At 49.8% G+C, this 20,988-nt stretch carries 14 protein-coding genes; 8 read left to right on the forward strand and 6 right to left on the reverse strand.

The genetic code is table 11. The features are described 5' to 3' along the window. Positions 1 to 216 precede the first annotated feature (216 nt). Positions 217 to 1,284, forward strand: coding sequence for an EAL domain-containing protein (locus tag JJD41_RS04900; RefSeq protein WP_200664963.1), 1,068 nt, complete (start codon positions 217 to 219; stop codon positions 1,282 to 1,284). 172 nt (positions 1,285 to 1,456) lie between these two features. Here the strand turns inward: JJD41_RS04900 and JJD41_RS04905 are convergent, their stop codons facing one another. From JJD41_RS04905 to prfC, 3 genes are all read right to left on the reverse strand, one after another. Beyond that, positions 1,457 to 1,906: an RNA recognition motif domain-containing protein gene (locus JJD41_RS04905; RefSeq protein WP_200664964.1), complete on the reverse strand. Its 450-nt coding sequence runs from the start codon at positions 1,904 to 1,906 to the stop codon at positions 1,457 to 1,459. Between the two features lie 924 nt (positions 1,907 to 2,830). Next, positions 2,831 to 5,287 carry a zinc metalloprotease HtpX gene (locus JJD41_RS04910; protein ID WP_200664965.1) on the reverse strand — a complete coding sequence of 819 codons (2,457 nt, stop codon included), beginning with the start codon at positions 5,285 to 5,287 and terminating at the stop codon, positions 2,831 to 2,833. Between the two features lie 87 nt (positions 5,288 to 5,374). Continuing rightward, entirely contained in the window at positions 5,375 to 7,003 is a 1,629-nt protein-coding gene (gene prfC, locus JJD41_RS04915; RefSeq protein WP_200664966.1) for a peptide chain release factor 3, read from the reverse strand. A gap of 328 nt (positions 7,004 to 7,331) precedes the next feature. On the opposite strand from prfC, the gene JJD41_RS04920 reads away from it, so the two are divergent. Beyond that, on the forward strand, positions 7,332 to 7,676 hold the full coding sequence (locus JJD41_RS04920; RefSeq protein ID WP_200664967.1) for a DUF4870 domain-containing protein: 345 nt from the start codon (positions 7,332 to 7,334) through the stop codon (positions 7,674 to 7,676). A 97-nt stretch (positions 7,677 to 7,773) separates the two neighbouring features. Here the strand turns inward: JJD41_RS04920 and JJD41_RS04925 are convergent, their stop codons facing one another. Beyond that, positions 7,774 to 8,445, reverse strand: coding sequence for a tetratricopeptide repeat protein (locus JJD41_RS04925; protein WP_234488514.1), 672 nt, complete (start codon positions 8,443 to 8,445; stop codon positions 7,774 to 7,776). Between the two features lie 636 nt (positions 8,446 to 9,081). On the opposite strand from JJD41_RS04925, the gene JJD41_RS04930 reads away from it, so the two are divergent. Then, positions 9,082 to 9,609 carry a hypothetical protein gene (locus JJD41_RS04930; protein ID WP_200664969.1) on the forward strand — a complete coding sequence of 176 codons (528 nt, stop codon included), beginning with the start codon at positions 9,082 to 9,084 and terminating at the stop codon, positions 9,607 to 9,609. Positions 9,610 to 9,824: 215 nt separating this feature from the next. Here JJD41_RS04930 and cobN read toward each other — a convergent pair whose 3' ends face one another. Further along, a complete protein-coding gene (gene cobN / locus JJD41_RS04935; protein ID WP_200664970.1) occupies positions 9,825 to 13,601 on the reverse strand; it encodes a cobaltochelatase subunit CobN in 3,777 nt (1,258 codons plus the stop codon). A 346-nt stretch (positions 13,602 to 13,947) separates the two neighbouring features. Here cobN and JJD41_RS04940 point away from each other — a divergent pair, with 346 nt between their 5' ends. Further along, positions 13,948 to 16,314 (forward strand): hybrid sensor histidine kinase/response regulator, encoded by a 2,367-nt coding sequence (locus JJD41_RS04940; protein WP_200664971.1) that lies wholly within the window; start codon positions 13,948 to 13,950, stop codon positions 16,312 to 16,314. A gap of 24 nt (positions 16,315 to 16,338) precedes the next feature. Further along, positions 16,339 to 17,016, forward strand: coding sequence for an N-acetylmannosamine-6-phosphate 2-epimerase (locus JJD41_RS04945; RefSeq protein WP_200664972.1), 678 nt, complete (start codon positions 16,339 to 16,341; stop codon positions 17,014 to 17,016). 46 nt (positions 17,017 to 17,062) lie between these two features. On the opposite strand, the gene JJD41_RS04950 is transcribed toward JJD41_RS04945, so the two are convergent. Then, positions 17,063 to 17,986, reverse strand: a complete 924-nt coding sequence (locus tag JJD41_RS04950; protein ID WP_200664973.1) for a hypothetical protein — start codon at positions 17,984 to 17,986, stop codon at positions 17,063 to 17,065. A gap of 400 nt (positions 17,987 to 18,386) precedes the next feature. On the opposite strand from JJD41_RS04950, the gene JJD41_RS04955 reads away from it, so the two are divergent. The 3 genes from JJD41_RS04955 to JJD41_RS04965 all read left to right on the forward strand — a co-directional run bounded on the left by JJD41_RS04955 (position 18,387) and on the right by JJD41_RS04965 (position 20,955). Further along, the gene (locus JJD41_RS04955; RefSeq protein WP_200664974.1) at positions 18,387 to 19,280 is read left to right on the forward strand and encodes a DNA adenine methylase; all 894 of its coding nucleotides are present in this window, start codon (positions 18,387 to 18,389) and stop codon (positions 19,278 to 19,280) included. 3 nt (positions 19,281 to 19,283) lie between these two features. Continuing rightward, entirely contained in the window at positions 19,284 to 20,582 is a 1,299-nt protein-coding gene (locus JJD41_RS04960; RefSeq protein ID WP_200664975.1) for a type II restriction enzyme, read from the forward strand. A gap of 163 nt (positions 20,583 to 20,745) precedes the next feature. Beyond that, positions 20,746 to 20,955: a DUF751 family protein gene (locus JJD41_RS04965; protein WP_200664976.1), complete on the forward strand. Its 210-nt coding sequence runs from the start codon at positions 20,746 to 20,748 to the stop codon at positions 20,953 to 20,955. The last annotated feature ends 33 nt before the right edge of the window (positions 20,956 to 20,988 follow it).

Here is a 20,988-nt window from a genome sequence, read left to right on the forward strand (position 1 = left end):
CGTTCTGTAGGTAGATGTCGCCGACGGGCAATTTTGGTATCTAGAGTTTAAACCGCCCGCTTTCGGCACGCGGTTCCCTCCGCGCGAGCCCGGGTTGAAGTAGTTTCTGAAGCGGTCGGTCGGGCGCCTGACTATCTTTTGGCGGCGCTTGGGTCTACTCTAATCTCTAGATAACTTAATAATTCGTAACTATTTTTGATTAACCTTTACAGAGTGATGTCTGACGTGAATCGAGCGATCGATTGGCCGACCCTACTAATTCAGCCCCACGACGCTGAAACGCAACAATACCTCGAAAAACTGGGGTTTCAGTCCGTGCCGCCCGTTCCCCAACTTCAATATCTCAAACTGCCGAAACAGGAGTTGGCCGATTTATTCTTAAAGCTGTCGGACGAGTTATCGGAAACAGCTCAATCCGTGTCTCGCTTTTTTATTACTCATTTATCTTTGAACTCCCCGGAGTTGTTAGTCGAGTTTTTACAAGCGCAACCGCTTAGCTGCGTGACCCATTGTGTCAGACAGGCGTGGTTTTTACGGTTGCTGGTTCGCGGCAGTATTTTTTTTGAATATCAACCGATTTTTCATTTAGCCTCGGGGGAATTGGTCGCCTACGAATGCTTGGCGCGTTCTAGAGGCGATCGTGGCGAATATTTCAGTGGCGGGCAGTTAATTGAAGCGGCGGTCACGACCCAGTTGAGCCGTCAGTTTGACGAACTCGCCCGTCAAATTTGTCTCGATTCGATCGCCCAAAAAAATACTCATCACAACTTTTTTATTAATATTTTGCCCAACGCGATCGTCGCCAACCCGCAATCGATCGCCGATAACTTGCAGCAAATTTTAGAATTAGGCTTGAAACCGGAACGGATCGTGTTCGAGCTGACGGAAGTTGAAGTCTTGGCGAAAAGTGACGAACTCTCCCAACTCATTCACCAAATCCGCGATTGGGGCTTCGGGATCGCCGTAGACGATTTGTGTGGCAGCGTCTGTGTCGATCACTACGCCATGGAATTTAGACCGGATGTAGTCAAACTCGACCGCAGACTCGTCGATGGCTGCAGTCAATATACCCTCAAACAAACTCTGATTAAAAGTTTACTCGAATCGGCCCATCAAGAAGGGATTTTAGTCTTGGCCGAAGGACTCGAACAACAAGCAGATATCGATTTTTGCCGGGAATTGGGGGTCGATTTCGCTCAGGGATTTGGCTTGGGCCGCCCGTCGCCGAACTTGCTCCAACAACCGCTAGAATTGATTCCGTTTCCCTTGTCTAAAGCCTCTTAGAACGGCGGACGAGAAAATAAGACTGGAGGATTGCCGATCGCTCCCTCCAGCCTCAAATTCTCTGCACGGGTGGCAGCACCCACGAACAAGGGAGACGGCGATTCTCCTGGGGAGACGCAGCGCGATCGCGCGATCGCGCTGCTTCCCCTTCCCCTGGCGCGCCGTCAAGGACTTACGAATTCGTCGTTTGCGTAGCCAGCATTTGCTTGAGTTTTTCGAGTTCTCCGGCCCAACGCGGATCGGGTTGCACCGCATCGGAATCGGAACCGCCACCGGAAGAACGGCGGGCTTTACCACCGCCACTGCTGCGACGAGCCCCACTGCTGGGTTTGGACGAGGAACGAGGCTCCTCATCGCCACCACTTTTGCTTTTATTGCGCGGCAGGGCTTTCTCGATTTTCAAGGCGCTGTCTTGGAAGACATAACCGTTGTATTTTTCGATAATTTCGTCAGCTTGCTCGTCGTTTTTAACGGTGAGAAACCCAAAGCCCCGGCATTTACCTGTTTTGCGATCCGTAATCACTTTGGTCGAAACCGATTCGCCAACATCTGCAAACACGGCTTGCAAATCTTTGCGATCGACTTCTTTAGGCAGGTTGCCAATGTATAAACGGATAGACATGAATGAGACCTCCTGATTTTTAGTTGCTCATTAATTCAATCAAAAACTCTTTGCCGTTACGTCGTTGCGATCGGCAGGTGCATATGTACCACGCGAACTGAGAGGGTTCTGTGCCAACTTGCTTCGTGCCAACCTCAACAACAGAAATCGCCGCCAAGCAGCAGGATATTGAATCTATCCATTTCCCGGCTTGAGAGCTTGTAGATAGAAACTTGCCTTGTTAGGTCGCCACGAAAACTTTGGGTTCTCACCTTAAAGTTTAGAGCTTGCATGTGGTTGTTTGTGTCGCTTTCCAAGGCTTTTAATAAAATCTGCTGGATAGACTGCGAGATCTTCAAGCGGTTTTTACCGAACGACGGTCACGGTCGAGTTGAACTTTCTCCCCTGGCGGTCTGTAGTCGGGCGGCCTTTAGTGAATTCCATACGCTCCAAAAAGACCGCTTTTGATTTGCCCGACCGTCAACGATCGACCTGTTCTTATTCCATCGCTTTCGATCTTGCAAAATTTAACCATTTATTAAGTTATCATAGCCTTTCGTTGTAAAGCTAGATCTAATTCAATTTTCGATCTTTTTTTTCTTCTCGACCGTGCCTTTCTGTCGGGTCGTCGGCTCGTTTCTCCCCGGAATCCGACCCGTCACGAATGCCGATCGCCCGTTCTCACTCCCAATAGGTGAAAAACCAGCCGTGGGTGGCGGCTGGTATGAATAGCTGTGTTGGAAGGAGGAAGACCTGAGACTCCGACGATCGAACGGACTCGTTCGAGTTGAGCGATGGGCCGATCTGTATCTGGCTCCCCGGCTTTCCTGTTAAGGAATGTAACATTTCTGCGGCAGGGTTGCAATGTTTCTTTACTTTGCAAGGTCGAGGGGGGATACGGCGTTCTCCGTTCTCCTTCGGAGGTGCTGAGCGAACGCGGCTGGACTAACCGCCTTGAAAGAGAGAATAGACGCCCCAGGCGATACAGAGAAAAGCCAAGATCGTAGACCAGATCGGGTGGTGGTTGTTAATCACCTGGCGCCGGGAAAGTTCGAGACGATCGAGGTCGATCCAGGGGGTGGCGCCGCGACGGAACCACCCGATCGCGATCGCGCTGCTGCCGACGAAATTGCTCGGACGAGAGCCGGAGTCCCCTAAAAAGCCCGACGGTCCGAGGATCGAACAGCCGTGAATTTTGACTAATCCCGAGGGCGATCGCAAGATCGTATCTTGAGCGAGCCAGTTGGCGACCCCCCGACGACCGAGCAGGGTTCCTTGGAGGCGGACGGGTTGGGCGTCGAGGGGTAAGGTAGCTGGATTCGAGATCGACTCGGCCCAATTTGGATCGTCCTGACGATTCGAGGGAATAATATCGGGGAAAAAGGAATTGATCCGCAGCAAAATCCCCAAGCCGATTCCGATCGCCGTACAACCGAACAACACCGCGCGATCGCCCCAGAGCCAATCTAATTCGCGCACCCCCAAACGGTCCGAAACCGCCCCGATCGCCCACAAGAGCAAGCCCAAACTGAAACCCCAGGGGGCGCCGAAGAAGGGGGCGCCTTGGAGCAGCAGCCGCGACCAGACGATTTTCGGTTTCACCTGAGTCCCGGCGTCCGGTTCGGGCCAGACCAGTTCCGGATCGAGCTTCCAGAATTGAGCGGAACGGCTCAAGCCGTAGAGGCGATCGCCCAAACTCGGATGGCTGTTGCTCAGATTGAGCCAGCCACGATAGGGATTGTGCCGATCCCAAGCGAGCAGGGGTTCCCAAGCCATCCGACCTGCCGTACTGCCGAGGGCGATCGCCTGCTGGCATCCCACCGGATTGAGGCTTTCCAAGCCTTCGAGCAAATAGCTGGTTTGTTGTTGTTGCTCGACATCGCGGGCAATCCCCACACAGAGTTTTAACAAAGCGCGGCTCAAGCCGTTGGGATTGCCCGTCAACGAGACCGCAAAGCGATCGCCGTGGACGATCCGGGCGCGCGCCAGAGGTAAGCCGAGCCAGCGCAATAGCCAGAACAGCCCGTAATTGAACGACGCCAGCCATCCGGCAGTCCGGCGCATCACCGTAGCGCGCGTCGATCGCTCTCCCGTCCAGCGATCGCCCTCCCGGGCCAATTGCCAGTAGAGGAGATAAGGCAATTGGGTCAGTACGGCAAACAGGGACATCAGGGGGACCGTCCCACTGGCTAAATGGCCTAATTCCCCGGCGTAAATCGCGGCAATTTCATCGTCGGCGAGCTGGTCGAGCAACCCCTGAGTGACGACGATGCGGCTGAAGCGCGGCAGACCGCCGTAAGTAAAGGCCATCGGGGTTGGGGTGGGTAAGACCCCTAACTTGACTGTCGGCCAGTTGCGCTGGTAGCAAAAACGCGGCACCAGGCGGCGCGCTTCGGTGCTATATTGGCCGAGTTTGCTCAGTCCCAGGGGTTTGAGACCGTAGAACTGACCGAGAATCAGGTCGAGAATCCAAGGGGAGGCGATCGCCAACAGCAGCAGCAAGGCGAACAGTTCGAGGCTGCGATCGCGGTACAACCCCTGAATCGGCCACAATAACGGTAATTTGTATAAAAGATAATTGGTGGTTTGCAGCAGCCAGTGTAAAGCTGCATCCAGGAACCAGAACCCGGCGATCGCGCCGACGACTTGGATCGCGAGCAAGCGCGCTTTGCCCCGTTCTTGGAAGCGCTTCCAGTTTTTCGCCCGAGGGCCGTTGCGCCAGGGCAGGTCGGCGATCGCCGGGGTGACCTCCGGAGTGGGCGGCGGCGTCGGTTGGCGCTCTGATGGCGGGGACGGTTGGGGTTTTCCTTGAAGCGGCGATCGCGGAGATCGCGGCGGTTGCGGTAACGGCGGCGGTTGCGGTAACGATTTGGGTTTGAGCGGAGGCGGCGGCGGCGGTCGTCTCCCTTTCCCGTGGCGCGATCCGGCTTTCTCCTTCGGAGACGGTTGGCGAACGCCGTCGCCGCGCGAACGTTTGGGCGGTGCCTGGGGAGTCGGCGAATCTTCTAAGGGGATAAACCCCGTCGGATCGGAGGGGGTCGCCGTCGGTGTCGCCGACTCGTTAAAGGGAACGAACCCCGTCGGATCGACGGATTTTTTATTGACTTTTGAATTGTTTTGTGGTATGGAAGGGGGCGAAATGCCAGCGAGGTGACGATCGCGGTGGCGTCGCGCCCATTGTTGGAGTTTACTCGGGCCCGATTGTCGGAGGCGATCGCAGTAGACGACGGCGCGATCGAACTGTCCGAGTTCAGTATAGGCGATCGTCAAACCCATTTGAGCGCGGGCGATCGTTACCGCGTCGAGTTCGGTCTCGCAAACTTTGTTCAAACAGGCGATCGCCCCGTCGTAATCCTTCTGTTTCAGCGCTGCCAAACCACTTGCAAGATCGGAGTTGTTCATAGCACTAGACGCAGACGACGAAACAGAAAACGGGCGATTCTCCTCCGGAGACGCCGGAGGCGATCGCCGAGATCTCAAAAGCAGGGCTTAAATCGCCTCCGGTTCCTGACCGGAAACCACCGGAGCCGTTGCATTCAACTTCAAATCCGGTAAATCCGCCTGAACTTGATGCATATTCCACTCATTTTTAAACAGTAGCACCGGACGCCCCCAACTGTCTTTGACCGTTGCCGTATTGAACAAGCGCCCCGCTTTCTCCAGCGCTTCCCAACCGCCAGCGACCCACCGGGCCACCGTAAACGGCAGCATTTCCAGGCGCGTTTCGACCCCATACTCGTTTTCGAGACGGTACTGCACCACCTCGAATTGGAGTTGACCGACCGCCGCCAAAATCGGATCGCGCTTCGATTCGTCCGCCGAATACATAATTTGAATGGCGCCTTCCTCGCGCAATTCGGTCACCCCTTTGCGAAATTGTTTGAATTTCGAGGGATTGGGATTTTTCAAATAGGCGAACAGTTCGGGAGAGAAACAGGGAATCCCCTCGTATTCTAATTTCGGACCGATATAAATCGTATCGCCGATCGCAAAAGCCCCGGGATTGTTCAAGCCGATCACATCCCCGGGATAAGCTTCGTCGAGAGATTCGCGACCTTGAGCGAACAGTTTTTGCGGGCGCGAGAGGCGGACATTTTTACCGCTCCGGGCGTGCTGAACCACCATATCTTTTTCAAACTTGCCACTACAGACCCGCACGAAGGCGACGCGATCGCGGTGTTTCGGATCCATATTGGCCTGCAACTTAAAGACAAAACCGCTAAAGTTCGGCTCCGTCGGCGCTACTTCTCCCACCGTACTGCGGCGCGGGATCGGTTTGAGTGCGTAATCGAGGAACGAATCGAGAAACAACTGCACCCCGAAGTTAGTCATCGCACTCCCGAAAAAGACCGGGGTCATTTTTCCGGCGTGAACTTGCTCTAAATCGAGATCTTCGCCGAGTTCTTCGATCAGTTCGAGTTCGTCTTTGAAGTGGAAGTAAAGGTCTTGGTCGAGAATCTTTTCGAGCTGGGGATCGCCGAGGTCGAGGATTGCACCTTTGGCGGTTTTGGTTCCGTGAGCAGTTCGCTCGAACAGGTGAATTTTGCGGGTGCGACGGTCGAAAACCCCTTTAAAGCGATCGCCCGTTCCAACGGGCCAATTGACCGGATAGGTAGACAGACCCAGCTCTTGTTCGATCTCGTCGAGCAGTTCGAGAGGTTCGCGGGTCGGTCGATCCAGTTTGTTGATAAATGTGAAAATCGGGATCGATCGCATCCGACAGACTTCAAATAATTTGCGCGTTTGCGGTTCGAGACCTTTCGCCGCATCTTCGAGCATCACCGCATTGTCCGCCGCCGCCAAGGTTCGATAGGTATCTTCGCTAAAATCTTGGTGACCGGGAGTATCGAGTAAGTTGATATAACAGTTACGGTAGAGGAACTGGAGCACGGTGGAAGTGATCGAAATTCCCCGTTGTTGTTCCATCGCCATCCAGTCCGAGGTCGCGTGGCGTTGGCTGCGACGCGCTTTGACCGCTCCCGCTTCGTGAATGGCTCCACCGTAAAGTAAGAGTTTTTCGGTGAGGGTCGTTTTCCCGGCGTCGGGATGGGAAATAATCGCAAAATTACGACGTCGATTGACCTCAGTTTGAAGTTCGACTTCGAGATCGGTAGGCATAATCGGTAAAACGGGACGGTGTTTGCTTACGATGCAGGTTGACAGTCTGCCGACGCTGACACGATCGCGGCTAGGGCGGATGGGTCAACCTCGCGGATATTTTAACGGCGTTGGTTTCGCAGGTCGAAACCGCGAGCGCGAGAGGAGCGATCGCCGTGGAAGTCCTCTCAATTGCGGGTCGTCACATCAAAATCATGATAGCTCGTTCGATCGCGATCGCGGCAATTCGCCTCAGTTGCGAAACAGGTTAAGTTAAGTTGAGAGATCTTTCAGTTCGGCTACGCCGACCGACGGTTAAATCTACTTTTTGATGGAGGAGCGCCCGCTTATGTACGATTCGGATAAAAGAAAATTGTTATCGCTGCTGTCTCACGGCGCAATTTTTTTGAGCACCACCTTAATTGCTATCGGTATTCCGATCGGGATTTTATTTATTTCCGACGACCCGGTGGTTAAAGAGAATGCCAAAGAAGCGATTAATTTTCATTTTAATGTCTGGTTTTATGGGGCAATTATTGCCATCTTGACCTTTATCACCTTTGGTTTACTCGGATTTATTTTAGTGCCGAGCGGTTTTGTAGTTCATTGGATTTTGACGGTAGTCGCTTTAGTGCGCGTCTTGAAAAAACCCGACGAGCCCTTCCGCTATCCGTTTATTTTTCGCTTACTGTAAAGCCCTCTATGCCTGAATGGGCTTGATGTTGGTGCGATCGCCCCGACGGACAAAGCGCGATCGCGTCCAGCCTCGGCAACTTGGAAAATATCATTCTTTAGGCACTGACTTGTTCCAAGCGCAAAATTACTCTTTTCATCGTTTCGTGACTCAAAGGAGCGATCCACTGTATTAACTTTTCTTCCGTAAAGTTTTCCCCCGGAACTTGATGCAGTTGTTGCCACCGAGAAATAATAATTTCGACGATAATTTCTTCAATCGAATCCGTATGAGTCGATCGCTCGCGTGCTAATAAATTCCAGGCTTCTTGTAAATCGGAGAGCGCGCGATCGTAATCCCCCATTAACGCCAGCAACTGACCGAGTAAGGTGAGAATTTGCGGTTGTCCCTGCACATTCCCCACCCGACGTTCGAGTTCTAAAGCGTGCCGACATAACGAGATCGCCTCTTGAGTTTGCCCCGCTTTCGCTTGACTTTCCGCCTGTTCGTAGAGTCGTTCGGACTCCATCCGTTGTTGAGTTTCATTACTTTTACTAAAAATCTCCGACGCCAACCCATGATTGACCCCATAACGGCGTTCTTCATCGAGAGAATTCAACCGACGATCTAGAGAGTCTTCATTCTCCCGACGTTCCCGCGATAAACAGGCATTTTGTTCTTTTTGTTCTTGTTTCACTCTCTCTAGAATTTTGGCTAGGGGTCGTGCTTGTGGAGATCCTAATTGTTGTAAAAGATCTAGGGATTGGGATAAAACAGTTATTGCTGTCATGTAATCATTATTCATGGCTGATAAGTACCTTTTTGGAATGGGAAAATTGCATCCCCTCGATTGGCTTCCTTCCGTGGGAGAACACGGAGATCGCCGATCGGTTCTACTTTGGGGAATCATCGAAATTATATCGCCAGATTTTATCGGATTGTTATCCGAATCTGTACCTTAGCAGATTTACTTTTACTTCTCTAGCGTTCTTACACGCTAAAAGATTTACACCTACTTTAGAAGTTAGGGAAGGGTGACTCACAAAAATACGATTGAGTTCCATTTTTACACCCTCCTCGATTCGATCTCCCCTTTCGCGTACAGCGCGATCGCCCGCCAACGCCCTACAATTGCTGCTCTTTACCTGACGAACCTTGTCTCGATGGGTTGGTCTATTTAAGGGTTTCGCCATTCGCCCTAAACTGGCTAAATTCTAACATTGGTTGCCAGAGTACGATTGAGTAAATTTAGCTAAAGTCTTAGAATGAACACGAAACTCGATCGGTTCTTTCAGGTGCGAAACAAAGGTCAGTCTAAAGGTTTAAAAATGTTGATATTTTTTGACGATGTTTTAAAAAAGTTTAAAAATTTTGTTATTGGCGGTGATTTGTAATTAAGATAACAATTTTAATCAATAACTGAGCTATGAACAGCAAAAAACTGCCGACCAAAAAAGTGATGACCCAAATCCCCGCCATTGTCCTTGTCATCCTCAGTGGACTCACCCTCATCCCCACTCCCGTCAGATCTCAAACCCGACTCACCCAAGAGATCGTCAATAATTGGACAGATATTCTTTTTTACCAGGCTAATCCCCAACTCTCCAAGCGCCAACTCCGCCCCAACGAAACCGATTTAATTCGAGAATGGAATGCGATCCAACAAATCGTTCCCGATATTTTAGTTTATGAGAATATAGCTTGTGGAAATGAACGGGGATGGACCCTTGAAGATTTCGACTTAGAACTATTCAATCGCCAAGCATTCGATCGCTATCCTCCCAACGACCGAAAAGTTATCTTCAGTTCCGAATTAAATCAAGTCGCCGATGCCATATTTTATGCCCGCAACCCCGAACTATCCGGACAGAGACTTCAATCTAATAACAGTCGATTAGCCAACGAGTGGTTACGCATTAGAACTGCGATTAGTATCTTAGATCCTTGTTATTAATGTTTAGAAACTTGAGGTTGATTTTCTATTTGTTTTATGATAAAAATGTGGTAAAATGAATAATTAATTTATTAATTTGATAAGAACATATAGCCATCCTCAATTTTCAAATTTATGGTTAGGGACACAGCAATATCGTGTCCCTACGGGGATTTGGTCGCTTTCCAATGTTGATATCAAATTCAACTGATTTAGAATTACTATATTGAATTCAATCAAATCATCGTCGATTCGATCGCCGCTTCCGCGTGGAGGGCGATCGCCTGTAAGCGGTCTAAAACCGAACCTTCGACCCCTTGCCACAAACCGCGCTGGTGGGCTTCTAACAAACGTTCGGCCATATCTCGCAACGCCCAGGGATTGTGTTCGGCGATAAATTTTTCGACTTGTTCGTCGAACAAATAAGCATTAGCAATTCCCTCATACATAAAATCCTCAACACAATTTGCCGTCGCATCGTAAGCAAATAAATAATCTAAAGTCGCCGCCATTTCAAACGCCCCTTTATAACCGTGACGCATCACCCCGGCAATCCATTTAGGATTGACGACGCGGGAACGGTAAACCCGAGCCATTTCTTCGCGTAATTGGCGAATTTTCGGCTGTTGCGATCGCGAATGGTCTCCAAAATAAGTGACCGGATTTTCACCTTTGATCGATCGCACCGCCGCCGTCAAACCGCCTTGAAACTGATAGTAATCGTCCGAATCGAGTAAATCGTGTTCGCGATTATCTTGATTGTGCAGGACAATTTGCATCTGTCCCAACCGCTTCTCGAATGCTTCCGGCGCCGAATGTCCCTTGCCGTAACCCGTGTAAGCGTAACTACTCCAATTGAGATAAGCACGGGCCAAGTCGCTGTCGTCGGTCCAGTTGCGATCCTCAATCAGTCCTTGTAACCCGGCGCCGTAAGCCCCCGGTTTCGACCCGAACACGCGGTAACGCGATCGCGCGATCGCCTCCCGTTCGTTCAATCCCAGCGCTTCCCATTTCTCCCGTTCGCGCCGGACTTGCGCCGCCAGGGGATTATCTTCCTCGCTTTCGTCCAAATTCGCCACCGCCGCCACGGCGCGATCGAATAAATCGATTAAATTGGGAAACGCATCGCGGAAAAACCCGGAAATTCGCAACGTCACATCGACCCGAGGGCGCCCCAAACTCCGGACGGGCAAAATCTCGAAATCGACCACCCGGCGAGACATTCCATCCCACACCGGACGGACTCCCAACAAGGCTAACGCTTCGGCGATATCGTCACCTCCGGTTCGCATGGTAGAGGTTCCCCATACCGACAATCCCAAGGTTTTCGGATAGTCCCCACAATCCTGAGTGTAGCGCTCGATCGCGGCATCCGCAGCACGACGACCGAGATCCCAGGCCGTTTCCGTGGGGATAGCGCGGATATCGACGGAGTAAAAATTGCGTCCGGTGGGGAGAACGTCCGGGCGCCCGCGCGTGGGGGCGCCCGACGGACCACTCGGGATGTAGCGCCCGTCGAATCCGCGCAAGAGCTGGTGAAGTTCACGATCGCACTGACGTAAGGCGGGCAGCAGAAAGCCCTCGATCCAGTCAAGTTCCCGTGCAGTCGCGGTTCCGAGGTTCGGATCGCGATCGCCAACCTCCGCCTGTTCCACGCAGCGCGCGGCGAATTCTTCGATCGCCTCGACCAGATCGCCGACACTGACGTGAGGTTTCGCCAGAAACGGGGGTAAATCCGACGGATCGATCGCCTCGGACAAGTCCGCCGTCAGGGGATCGACGTCGAGATCCCAATCCCGGGCGATCGCCCGGGTCAACCCCAACCGATCCGGACCGGGACATCGGGCGATCGCCACCGCCAAATCGCGCAACTGGCGCCCTTGGGGACAGTGGCCGAAAACGTGCAAGCCATCGCGAATTTGCGCCTCTTTCAACTCGCATAAATAGCCGTCCGCCGATTGCAGAAATTGGGCAAAGGCGCCGTCATCTTGGCCGAGTTTGGCCTCGGTCGGCGCGATCGCCCCCAAATCGGTATCGAGATGTTCTCGACGCACTAAAGCGGCAATGCGATCGCGAATCTCGCTCAATCTCGACGGGTCGAGGCTTTGCGCCTCGTAATATTCGTCGATCGCCCCTTCGAGTTGCTGCATCGGACCGTAAAGTTCGGCGCGGGTCATCGGCGGGGTTAAATGGTCGAGAATCACCGCGTGCGATCGCCGTTTGGCTTGGGACCCTTCCCCGGGATCGTTGACGATAAACGGATAGAAATGGGGAATCGCCCCCAATGCCACTTCGGGATAGCAAGTTTGCGAAAGAGCGACACTTTTACCGGGCAACCATTCCAAATTTCCATGTTTGCCCACATGGGCGATCGCCCCGACTCCAAAGCGTTCGCGCAGCCAATAATAAAAAGCCAGATAGGCGTGAGTCGGTTCCAAATCCGGCGCGTGATAATTCAAACTGGGGTCGCGATCGTAGCCGCGCGCGGGCTGGATCCCGACGAAGACATTTCCCAATTGAATCCCCGCAATCGGAATTTCCGCTCCCTCCACCAGTTCCGAGTCTCCCCAACGATCGCCGACGCCCCGACGCACGGAATCCGGCAAGGTTTCAAAATATTTGCGATATTCTTGCACGGAAACACTTTGGGCGATCGCGCGGAAATCGCGGCCTTCCGGGTCGTTGGTCACCCCCTCGGTCAAACGGCGGATCAACTCCTCCCCGGTTTCGGGAACGCGATCGACGCGATACCCGGCAGCGTGCAGGGCTTTGAGAATGGCGATACAACTGGCAGGAGTATCTAAACCGACTCCATTGGCCAAACGTCCGTCTTTAGTCGGATAATTCGCTAAAATTAAGGCGATTTTGCGCTCCGAGGCGGGAGTTTGGCGCAGTTTGACCCAATTCGCCCCTAACTCGGCTACAAAATCGACGCGATCGCCGCACGGTTCGTAAACCACCACCGGAGTTTCTAACGCCTCGTTATCCCCTTGAACCGCCTTGAAAGAAATCGCCCGGGTGATAATCCGTCCGTCTACCTCCGGTAAAGCAACATTCATCGCCATATCCCGGGGGGAAAGTCCTTGAAAACCGCTCGTCCAGCGATCGCGGTTGTCGCTGCTACAGATCGCTTGTAAAACGGGAACGTCGAGTTTTTGCCAAAAATTGGGAGTTAAGCCGCAGGTTTGACGCTGCAAATGGTCGGAATCAATCGCAAATCCGGTAGTATTGATGATTAACTGGACGCGATCGCCGTCGTCGGGTTCAAAAGCGGCGCACACTTGGGCGCGAACGTCGCGATCGCGCAGGGAAGAGACAAATAAAGGAACCGCTTTTAAATGACGTTCGGCTAGCGCCCGACATAAAGCATCCACCGGGGCCGTATTCCCGGCTAAATAGTGAGCGCGATAAAACAAAATCCCTACCGTCCCCCTTGCGGATTCGGGGTCGCCGTCGATCCCCCTCGGCGAATAGCGCCCTACCCGAGGGACGGTGACGGGTGGAGGGGGGGCGTGTTTCCCCTGCAAACAGGTATCGGCGATATACTTTAAGCCATTGACCGCGTTCTCGATGCCCCCTTCGCTCAAGTAGCGCCAAACCCGATTGACCGTGGCGAGGGGGACGTTGGAATGGCCGATCAGTTCGGGATCCTCGGCGTCGTCGCCGGGTAAAACGATCAGGTGGATGTCGTGCGATCGCGCGGTTTCGCGCAAGACTTCCAAACCGTAAGACCAATAAGCCCGTCCGCCGAGGAGTCGTAACACGATCGCCCGTGCTTGGCTCAATACCTCACTGGCATAAGTATCGATACTTAAGTGTTGTTGCAACTGCAGCAAATTGACCACCCGCAGGGCTGGAAAGTCCGACGGTAGGCGATCGACCGCTTGGGCGAGAACTTGAATGTCGGTGTCGGCGGCGGTCAGAAACACCAGAGGCGCGGGGGTTTGATCGATAAAAACGACCCCTTCTTCCTCCGGATTCCAGCCTCCAGGCGTTACGGCTAAACGGTGCATAATTTCTCGGTAACAGTGAATTTAAGTCTCGTGCGGGGTTGATGGCTCGGGCCAGCCCCTTGCAAAGGGTATCAAAGCCGGAGGAAGTGGGAACACTCGATTATTTTAAATCGCTTTTATCATGTTGAGTTAGAGAAACTCCAACCGACGAACGAGCGATCGCGCCGTTCTCCATCCAGTCAGGGACGAATCATGTTGGTCGATTTCTATTGAAGCGGAAATGACAGAGGCGCGAATCGACTCGATCGCTCGAGAAAACGCGATCGGACTCTTCCGAGATCGGAAAGAAGACCGAAGCTTTGGCCAACGGGCAGCTTGCGCTTTTTGCTAATAACAACCTGCGATTATGTTTAGTTTTGAAATCACCCGTAAAACTTTATCTTATCGAGCATTTGAGCGGTTGCGCGCCCTGGTCGAGGAACTCGGACGAGGGGAAGCCAGTGTAACGATACGGCGGAGTTGCCGCTTCGCGAACGCCCGCGAATGGGGGGGGAATTGGGATCGCGCGATCGCCGCGATTTCGGAGTCTTTTTCCGTGCTGTTGTTGGCGTGCGACGGCGAGGGAGAAAGCGACCCGGGGCGATCTCGCGTCGAGGTCGGTTTGAGTTTCGATCCGTCGGCGATCGGAGCGTTGTTAGAGCAATGGCAGGGTTCGCCCGCCTGCGAAGGACAAGCGGAGGCGATCGCGATCGCCCGCGATCGATTGCGTCCCAACGACCCCCAGCGCCAAAGCGAGTTTACCCTGTCGTTAATTGATCTACTCAGTGGCGATCGCGCCACGACTCCAACGGAGGATCGCGAACCTACAATTTCTCCTGTTTTAGCAAGCCAGGAGATCGAGGCGATCGATCCTCAATATATCGGCATTTGCCAACCCGTCGAACAAGCATTACGTCACCGAATCGAACAAGAACAATTACTCAACCAAGTCACCGCGCAAATTCGGCAAAGTTTGGAACTGCCCACGATTTTATCCACCGCCGTCGAGCAAGTGCGGCAGTTTTTAAATGTCGATCGCCTCGCCATCTATCAATTTCATTCCGTCGCCACCCAACCCCAAGACCCCGAACCTCAAATAGTCGAAGAAGGATTTAACCCTAACGCGCCTTGGGATTGGGAACGAGATTGCGACTGCATTACTTACGAATCCCGGGCTTGCGAATCGATTACCTCGGTGTTGGGACCCCAAGAAGAATATTGTTTTATCTTCGAGCCTCCCTCGCGGGATAAATACCGACGCGGCTATATTTTGACCGTCGAAGATGTCGAACAAACCTATCAGAAAACTCCTTGTTTACTCGATTTATTGCGACAATTCCAAGTTAGGGCGAAATTGGTCGTTCCGATCGTCGTTTGCGATCGCCTCTGGGGACTGCTCATCGCCCACCAATGCCACGAACCGCGTCTCTGGCTGGAAACTGAAAAAACCTTTTTAACTCATATTGCCGAACATTTGGCGATCGCCATCCACCAAGCGGAACTCTACGCCCAAGTGCATCGCCAAAAACATACCCTAGAACGCCGGGTCGCCGATCGCACCCAAGACTTACACGATGCCCTCGTCGCCGCCGAATCCGCCAATCGCGCCAAAAGCGAGTTTCTCGCCACCATGAGTCACGAATTGCGCACTCCGTTGACCTGCGTGATCGGCATGTCCGCCACCCTGTTGCGCTGGTCTTTCGGACAGTTGAGCGACAAACAGCGCAGTTATTTACAAACCATTCACGATAGCGGCGAACACCTGCTCGAACTGATTAACGATATTCTCGATTTATCCCAAGTCGAAGCGGGAAAAGCGGTGTTGAATATCAGCCGCTTTTCCTTAACCCAACTCGCCCGCCAAACGGTCCAAGCCCTCAACGATCGCGCCGCAGCCAATCAATTAAAAATCGATCTGGAATTTTCCGTAGAACCCCCTTACGATCGCTGGAGTGCGGACCGCCGTCGGGTTCGACAAATTTTGTTTAATTTGTTGAGCAATGCGATCAAATTTACCCCGGAAAACGGTCGGGTGATTCTGCGCGTTTGGTTGGAAGAAAAAATGGCCGTGCTTCAAGTTCAAGATACTGGGGTCGGGATTGCCGAAGAACATCAACCCCTGTTATTTCAAAAATTTCAACAGTTAGATACGTCTTACCACCGCCAATATGGAGGGACGGGGTTGGGATTGGCGTTGACCAAGCAGTTAGTGGAACTTCACGGGGGCTGGATCGGCTTTCAATCGGAAATCGGGGTCGGGACGACCTTTACCGTGCATCTTCCGGCCCATCCGAGCAACCCACAAGCCACGGGAAACCCGCCGACGGGGGATTCTAAGATCCCTTCGGATCCCCAAGGTCGCATCGTTTTAATCGAAGATCACGAGGAAAGTGCGACGTTAATCTGCGATATTTTAACTACGGCAGGCTATCAAGTGGTGTGGATGGTCGAAGGGGATACTGCCCTCAAGCAAATTGAAGTGTTACAACCGCAGTTGGCGATCGTCGATCTGCGCTTACCCGGAATGGATGGGTTTGAAATTATTCAATGTTTGCGGCGATCGCCCGCCACGGAACATCTCAAAATTTTAGTCTTGACGGCGAAAGTGTTACCGGAAGATCGAGAACGCTCGTTTGAAGTTGGCGCTGACGATTTTTTGACCAAACCCGTCCAAATCGACCAACTTTTAGTCAAAGTCAATGCCTTGATGTCTGCCAAAACGGCTCAGTCGTAAATCGCGCGTTCGTTACTGCTAACTATGTCTTCTCCCGTTCGATTGTTCAAGAGTTTGATCGTTTCCTGTCAGTCCCCCGTCGATTCGCCGTTAAACGACCCGGGGATTATTGCCGCCATGGCCCGAGCGGCGGTCAACTGCGGCGCCGACGGCGTGCGCGTCGATACCCCCGATCGCGTCGCCGCCGTGCGCCAGCGCCTCGGTCCCGACATCCCGATGATTGGCTTGTGGAAGCAGACGATTCCCGGCTTTGAGGTCTATATTACCCCGCAATTCGACCACGCCCGCGCGATCGCCGACTCCGGCGCCGACATTATCGCGATCGATGCCACGGTTCGCCCCCGTCCCGACGGGGAAAGCGTTCCCGGTCTAATCGCCCGCATTCACGACGAATTGGGTAAAGCGGTCATGGCAGATGTCGATACCCTGGAAGCGGCGATCGTCGCCGCCGAAGCCGGAGCCGATTTTGTCGGAACGACCCTCTACGGTTACACCGCCGCCACCCGCCACCTGACCCCTCCCGGTTTCGATTTACTTGCACAATTAATACAAAAATTGGATAGTTCCGTCATTTGTGAAGGGGGCATCGCTTCCCCAGAGATGGCCAAACGCGCCTTAGACATGGGAGCCGATGCCGTCGTCGTCGGGACGGACATCACAGGAATTGATTTAAAAGTGCAAGCTTATCGCCGGGTGTTGTAAGACGGTGGGACACCCCTGTGGAATCGTCCCCCGACTCCCCCTAAAATTAGTTGGTTCTTTTAACAATAATAATCTCCGATCCGACCACAGGCGATCGGGCGACTAAATGACCTCGACGATCGCTAATTTCTAATGTTTTAAAATCCAATCGTCGCGCTTGAGCAAACATTTTATTCGCTAATTTGTCTTGTCCCGGACGATCCAATTCGTACCAGCGATCGGCGATCGTCACTTGTAGCAAGCTGCGGAGAAAATTCGCTTGAATGGACTCGACTACCCCATCGGTATATTCATCGGCGACCGTCGCGACTTGTTTCTGAACCGCCACAATTAACTGTTGTTCCGGCGTCAACTCCGATTCCGGTGGGAATTTTGGTTGTGGTGGTGCGACCTCTTCCACAGGTTGCGGGGATTGTTCCACTGCGGGTTCTTCTACAGGCGGTAAGGGTTCCACGGGTTCGGCGGGTTCCATGGGTTCGGCGGGTTCCACGGGTTCTAAATTCGGTGCGGTTTCCGGTTGTTCTAACCCCTGTTCCGGCGGGAGTTGAACCACTTCTTTCGGTTCTAAAATGGGGGCGCGATCGCTGGAAGTCGGTTCTGGCGGTTGTCGCAGCAAATTCACCGAAACGGCAATCAGCACGACTAAGGCGGCGATCGCCCCAGTTAAACCCCAATCGGGCAGCTTTTGACTCACCGATTCCGGCAAAACTGCTCGAATTTTCCCTAAAACCTGACTCCAGACTCCAGGAGTTTCGGGTTCGGCGGGTTCCGCTTCGAGTTTTTCAACGGTGGTTTCGAGAATGGCGATCGTCTTTCGCAAACTGGCGATCGCCAACCGTTTAATTGGGGATTTTCCCCTTACTTTCTCAATTTCTGATTGAGTCGTTACTTGTTGAGAATCTGATGTATTAATAGGAGATTGAGATGGTAAATCTTCAGATTCAGGGGAATTAGTAGGATCTTTTGACATAACAATCACCAAAATAATAGTTTTACAATTTCTATAAGGAAAGTCAGAGCGTTAATTCAATAGTAAGCAATCAATGGAAAATAAGTATATTTTTATTCAAAAAGACTGTTGGTTTTTTGCAATCAATATTTTCAGCAAATCAGAGTTCAATTTTGCTTTACTTTTCCTTAAATGTATGCTATGATAAAACTTTTGTTTATGAATAAGCAGAATAAAGAAATTCATTTTCTATAGTCTTATATTGTAATTTTACTTCAAATATATTTTCATAACAATTCTGACTTTTGTTGTTAATAAGAAAATATATATCATTAGGAAGCGCTCATTAATTTTATTAATTGACGTAAAAGGCAACTAAATGTAAACTGACTGTGAACGAACTAATGAAAACCGAAAAAAAATGAGAAAAAATCCAGTCTTAAGACCTTTTTTAAAATGGGCAGGAGGTAAACGACAGCTACTTCCCGAAATCATCAAACATATACCAGATAGAGTTCTAAAAAAAGGAACTTACTACGAACCATTTTTAGGTGCTGGAGCTGTATTCTTTGCGCTTCAACCTAAGCGAGCTGTTGTTAGTGATACAAATTCAGAATTAATTAATTGCTATATTGCAATTAGAGACTCCTTAGAAGATTTAATCAATAAGCTGGGAGAACACCAAAAACAATATCAAAATTGTAGTCATTATAAACTTCAAGAAGAATATTATTATGACACTAGAAAACTAGATAGAACAAAAAAATACTTATCTTTATCATCAGTTGAGAAAGCAGCGAGAATTATATATCTAAACAAAACGTGCTATAATGGCCTGTTTAGGGTTAATTCTCAAGGGCAATTCAATGTTCCATTTGGTCGCTACAAAAATCCAAATATATTAGACGAAGCTGTACTAAGAGCAGTTAATAAATATTTGAATAGTAACGATAAAATTTCCTTATTAAATAAAGACTTTGAAATTGCTTTAAAAGATGCAAAAAAAGGTGATTTTATTTATTTAGATCCTCCTTACGATCCAGTATCAGATACAGCTTCATTTACTGGCTATGATGTCAATGGATTCGATCGCGGCGATCAAAAAAGATTAAAAAAAGTCTTTGACGATTTGACTGAAAGAGGCTGTTATGTTATGATGAGCAACTCATCAACACAGTTCGTTCATGAATTGTACGAAAATTACAAAGATTTTTTTAAAATTATTCCAGCCAACAGAATTATTAATTCTAAGGCAAAAAAAAGAGGAGCGATTGATGAAGTTTTAGTTTTAAACTATGAAGTCAATAATTGTTAGGGTATGACTAAAAAATCTGGCCAGACCAAAAATGACATCGCATGGGAAAAGTTATTCAACCATTATGATATTCTGAACGAAATAGAACGTTTTGGTTTTTATGAAATTGATTCATCGACAATAAATCAGCACAGAGAAAGTCGTTTGATGGCTAAGTTCGATCATATTGCGAATTTACCAAAAGTTTTTGAAGAGAATAAATTATCAATTTTACCCATTTCAAGATATAAATATAAAATCGGTCATTTTAAAACTCATCAGGCTATAGAAAATCAGCCTGTTGAGCCAACTAATTTTCAAATTCCAGATTTGGAAACTATAAATTATAGAAATTTATATTCTGAAAATGCAGCTCTATTATTTGCATTTAACTCAGGAATTATAGACGATCTTTTAGGAGAAAAAACTTGCTACACTATTGCAGGAAGAATGTCTACAGGTTCATTCACATTTAGAATTGAAAAGTCAATTAAAAAGCCAAATGAATCCAAGGAAGATTTAGTCGATGTGGTTAATTCTCAGTGTGAAATAGATGGAGGCTTTGAAAGCGACAATTACTTAATATTAATAGAAGCAAAAAATTATGCTATTGATGATTTTTTAATTCGTCAATTGTACTATCCATGCCGGCTATGGATAAACAAGGTAAGCAAAAAAGTCATTCCTGTTTTAATGAGTTATTCCAATGATGTTTTTAATTTTTACATTTATGATTTAAAAGATGATTTACGATACAATTCCTTGTTGATGACTGACCATAAAATTTATAAACTAGCTCCTGAATCAATAACGATAGACGATTTATTTAATATATTCCAACATATTAAAATAATTGTCGATCCAGGAAATATACCATTCCCACAAGCCGATAAATTTGAGAGAGTTATTGATTTGGTTTCTTTGCTGGTAGACAGAGATTTAACGAAGGACGAAATTACTGAAAACTATCAGTTCAATGCCCGTCAAACAAATTATTATACAGATGCCGGAAGATATTTAGGATTAATTGATAAATATTCAAATCCATTTCAACCTTCAGAAAAAATATTTAAAATAACCAATCAAGCAAAAGAGTTTTTCACCAAGAGTCATAAAGAAAAATATTTATTTTTAATGAGAAAAATTTTAGAGCATGAAGTATTTTATAAAGCTTTTGAAGCCACTAAAATGGGAGATATACCTAAAAAATCTGAAATTGTTTACAGCTTGTCAAATAGTTCTTTGAGTCCAAACACTAAAGGTAGAAGGGCATCTACAGTTAGAGGTTGGATTGAATGGATTTGGAGTCAAATAACAGATTGATTACAGAAGATTGAAAATATTACGAATCTTGTTGGTATTGTGAAAGCTCAGTAGCTTACTGGAACGTACTACAGCAAAAGCACTTGTGGAAATGCACCACAAATGTTAGGAATTAATATGCAATAGTGTCTCATCCGCCTTGGCGCGATCGCCTGTCGAAATTATGATGGTTGTTTTTGACGATTTCTGGAATAACGTTCTGCGCTATCCCCGCTACTTTGTCACGATTGTCTTGGGGATCTTCTTCGCCTTGTTCGGGTGGCTCAAACCGTTGTTGCGTAACCCCATTTCGGCGATCGCCCTGATCGGCTTCGTCGTCGCCGCCTTCATCTTCACCTTTTTCACCCTGCGGGGAATGCTCGGACTGTCCTAAATTCAGGGAAATTCCAACGAAAATCAAACAAAG

This window comes from Oxynema mangrovii CENA135 (assembly GCF_016632315.1).
Classification (GTDB): Bacteria; Cyanobacteriota; Cyanobacteriia; order Cyanobacteriales; family Laspinemataceae; genus Oxynema; species Oxynema aestuarii.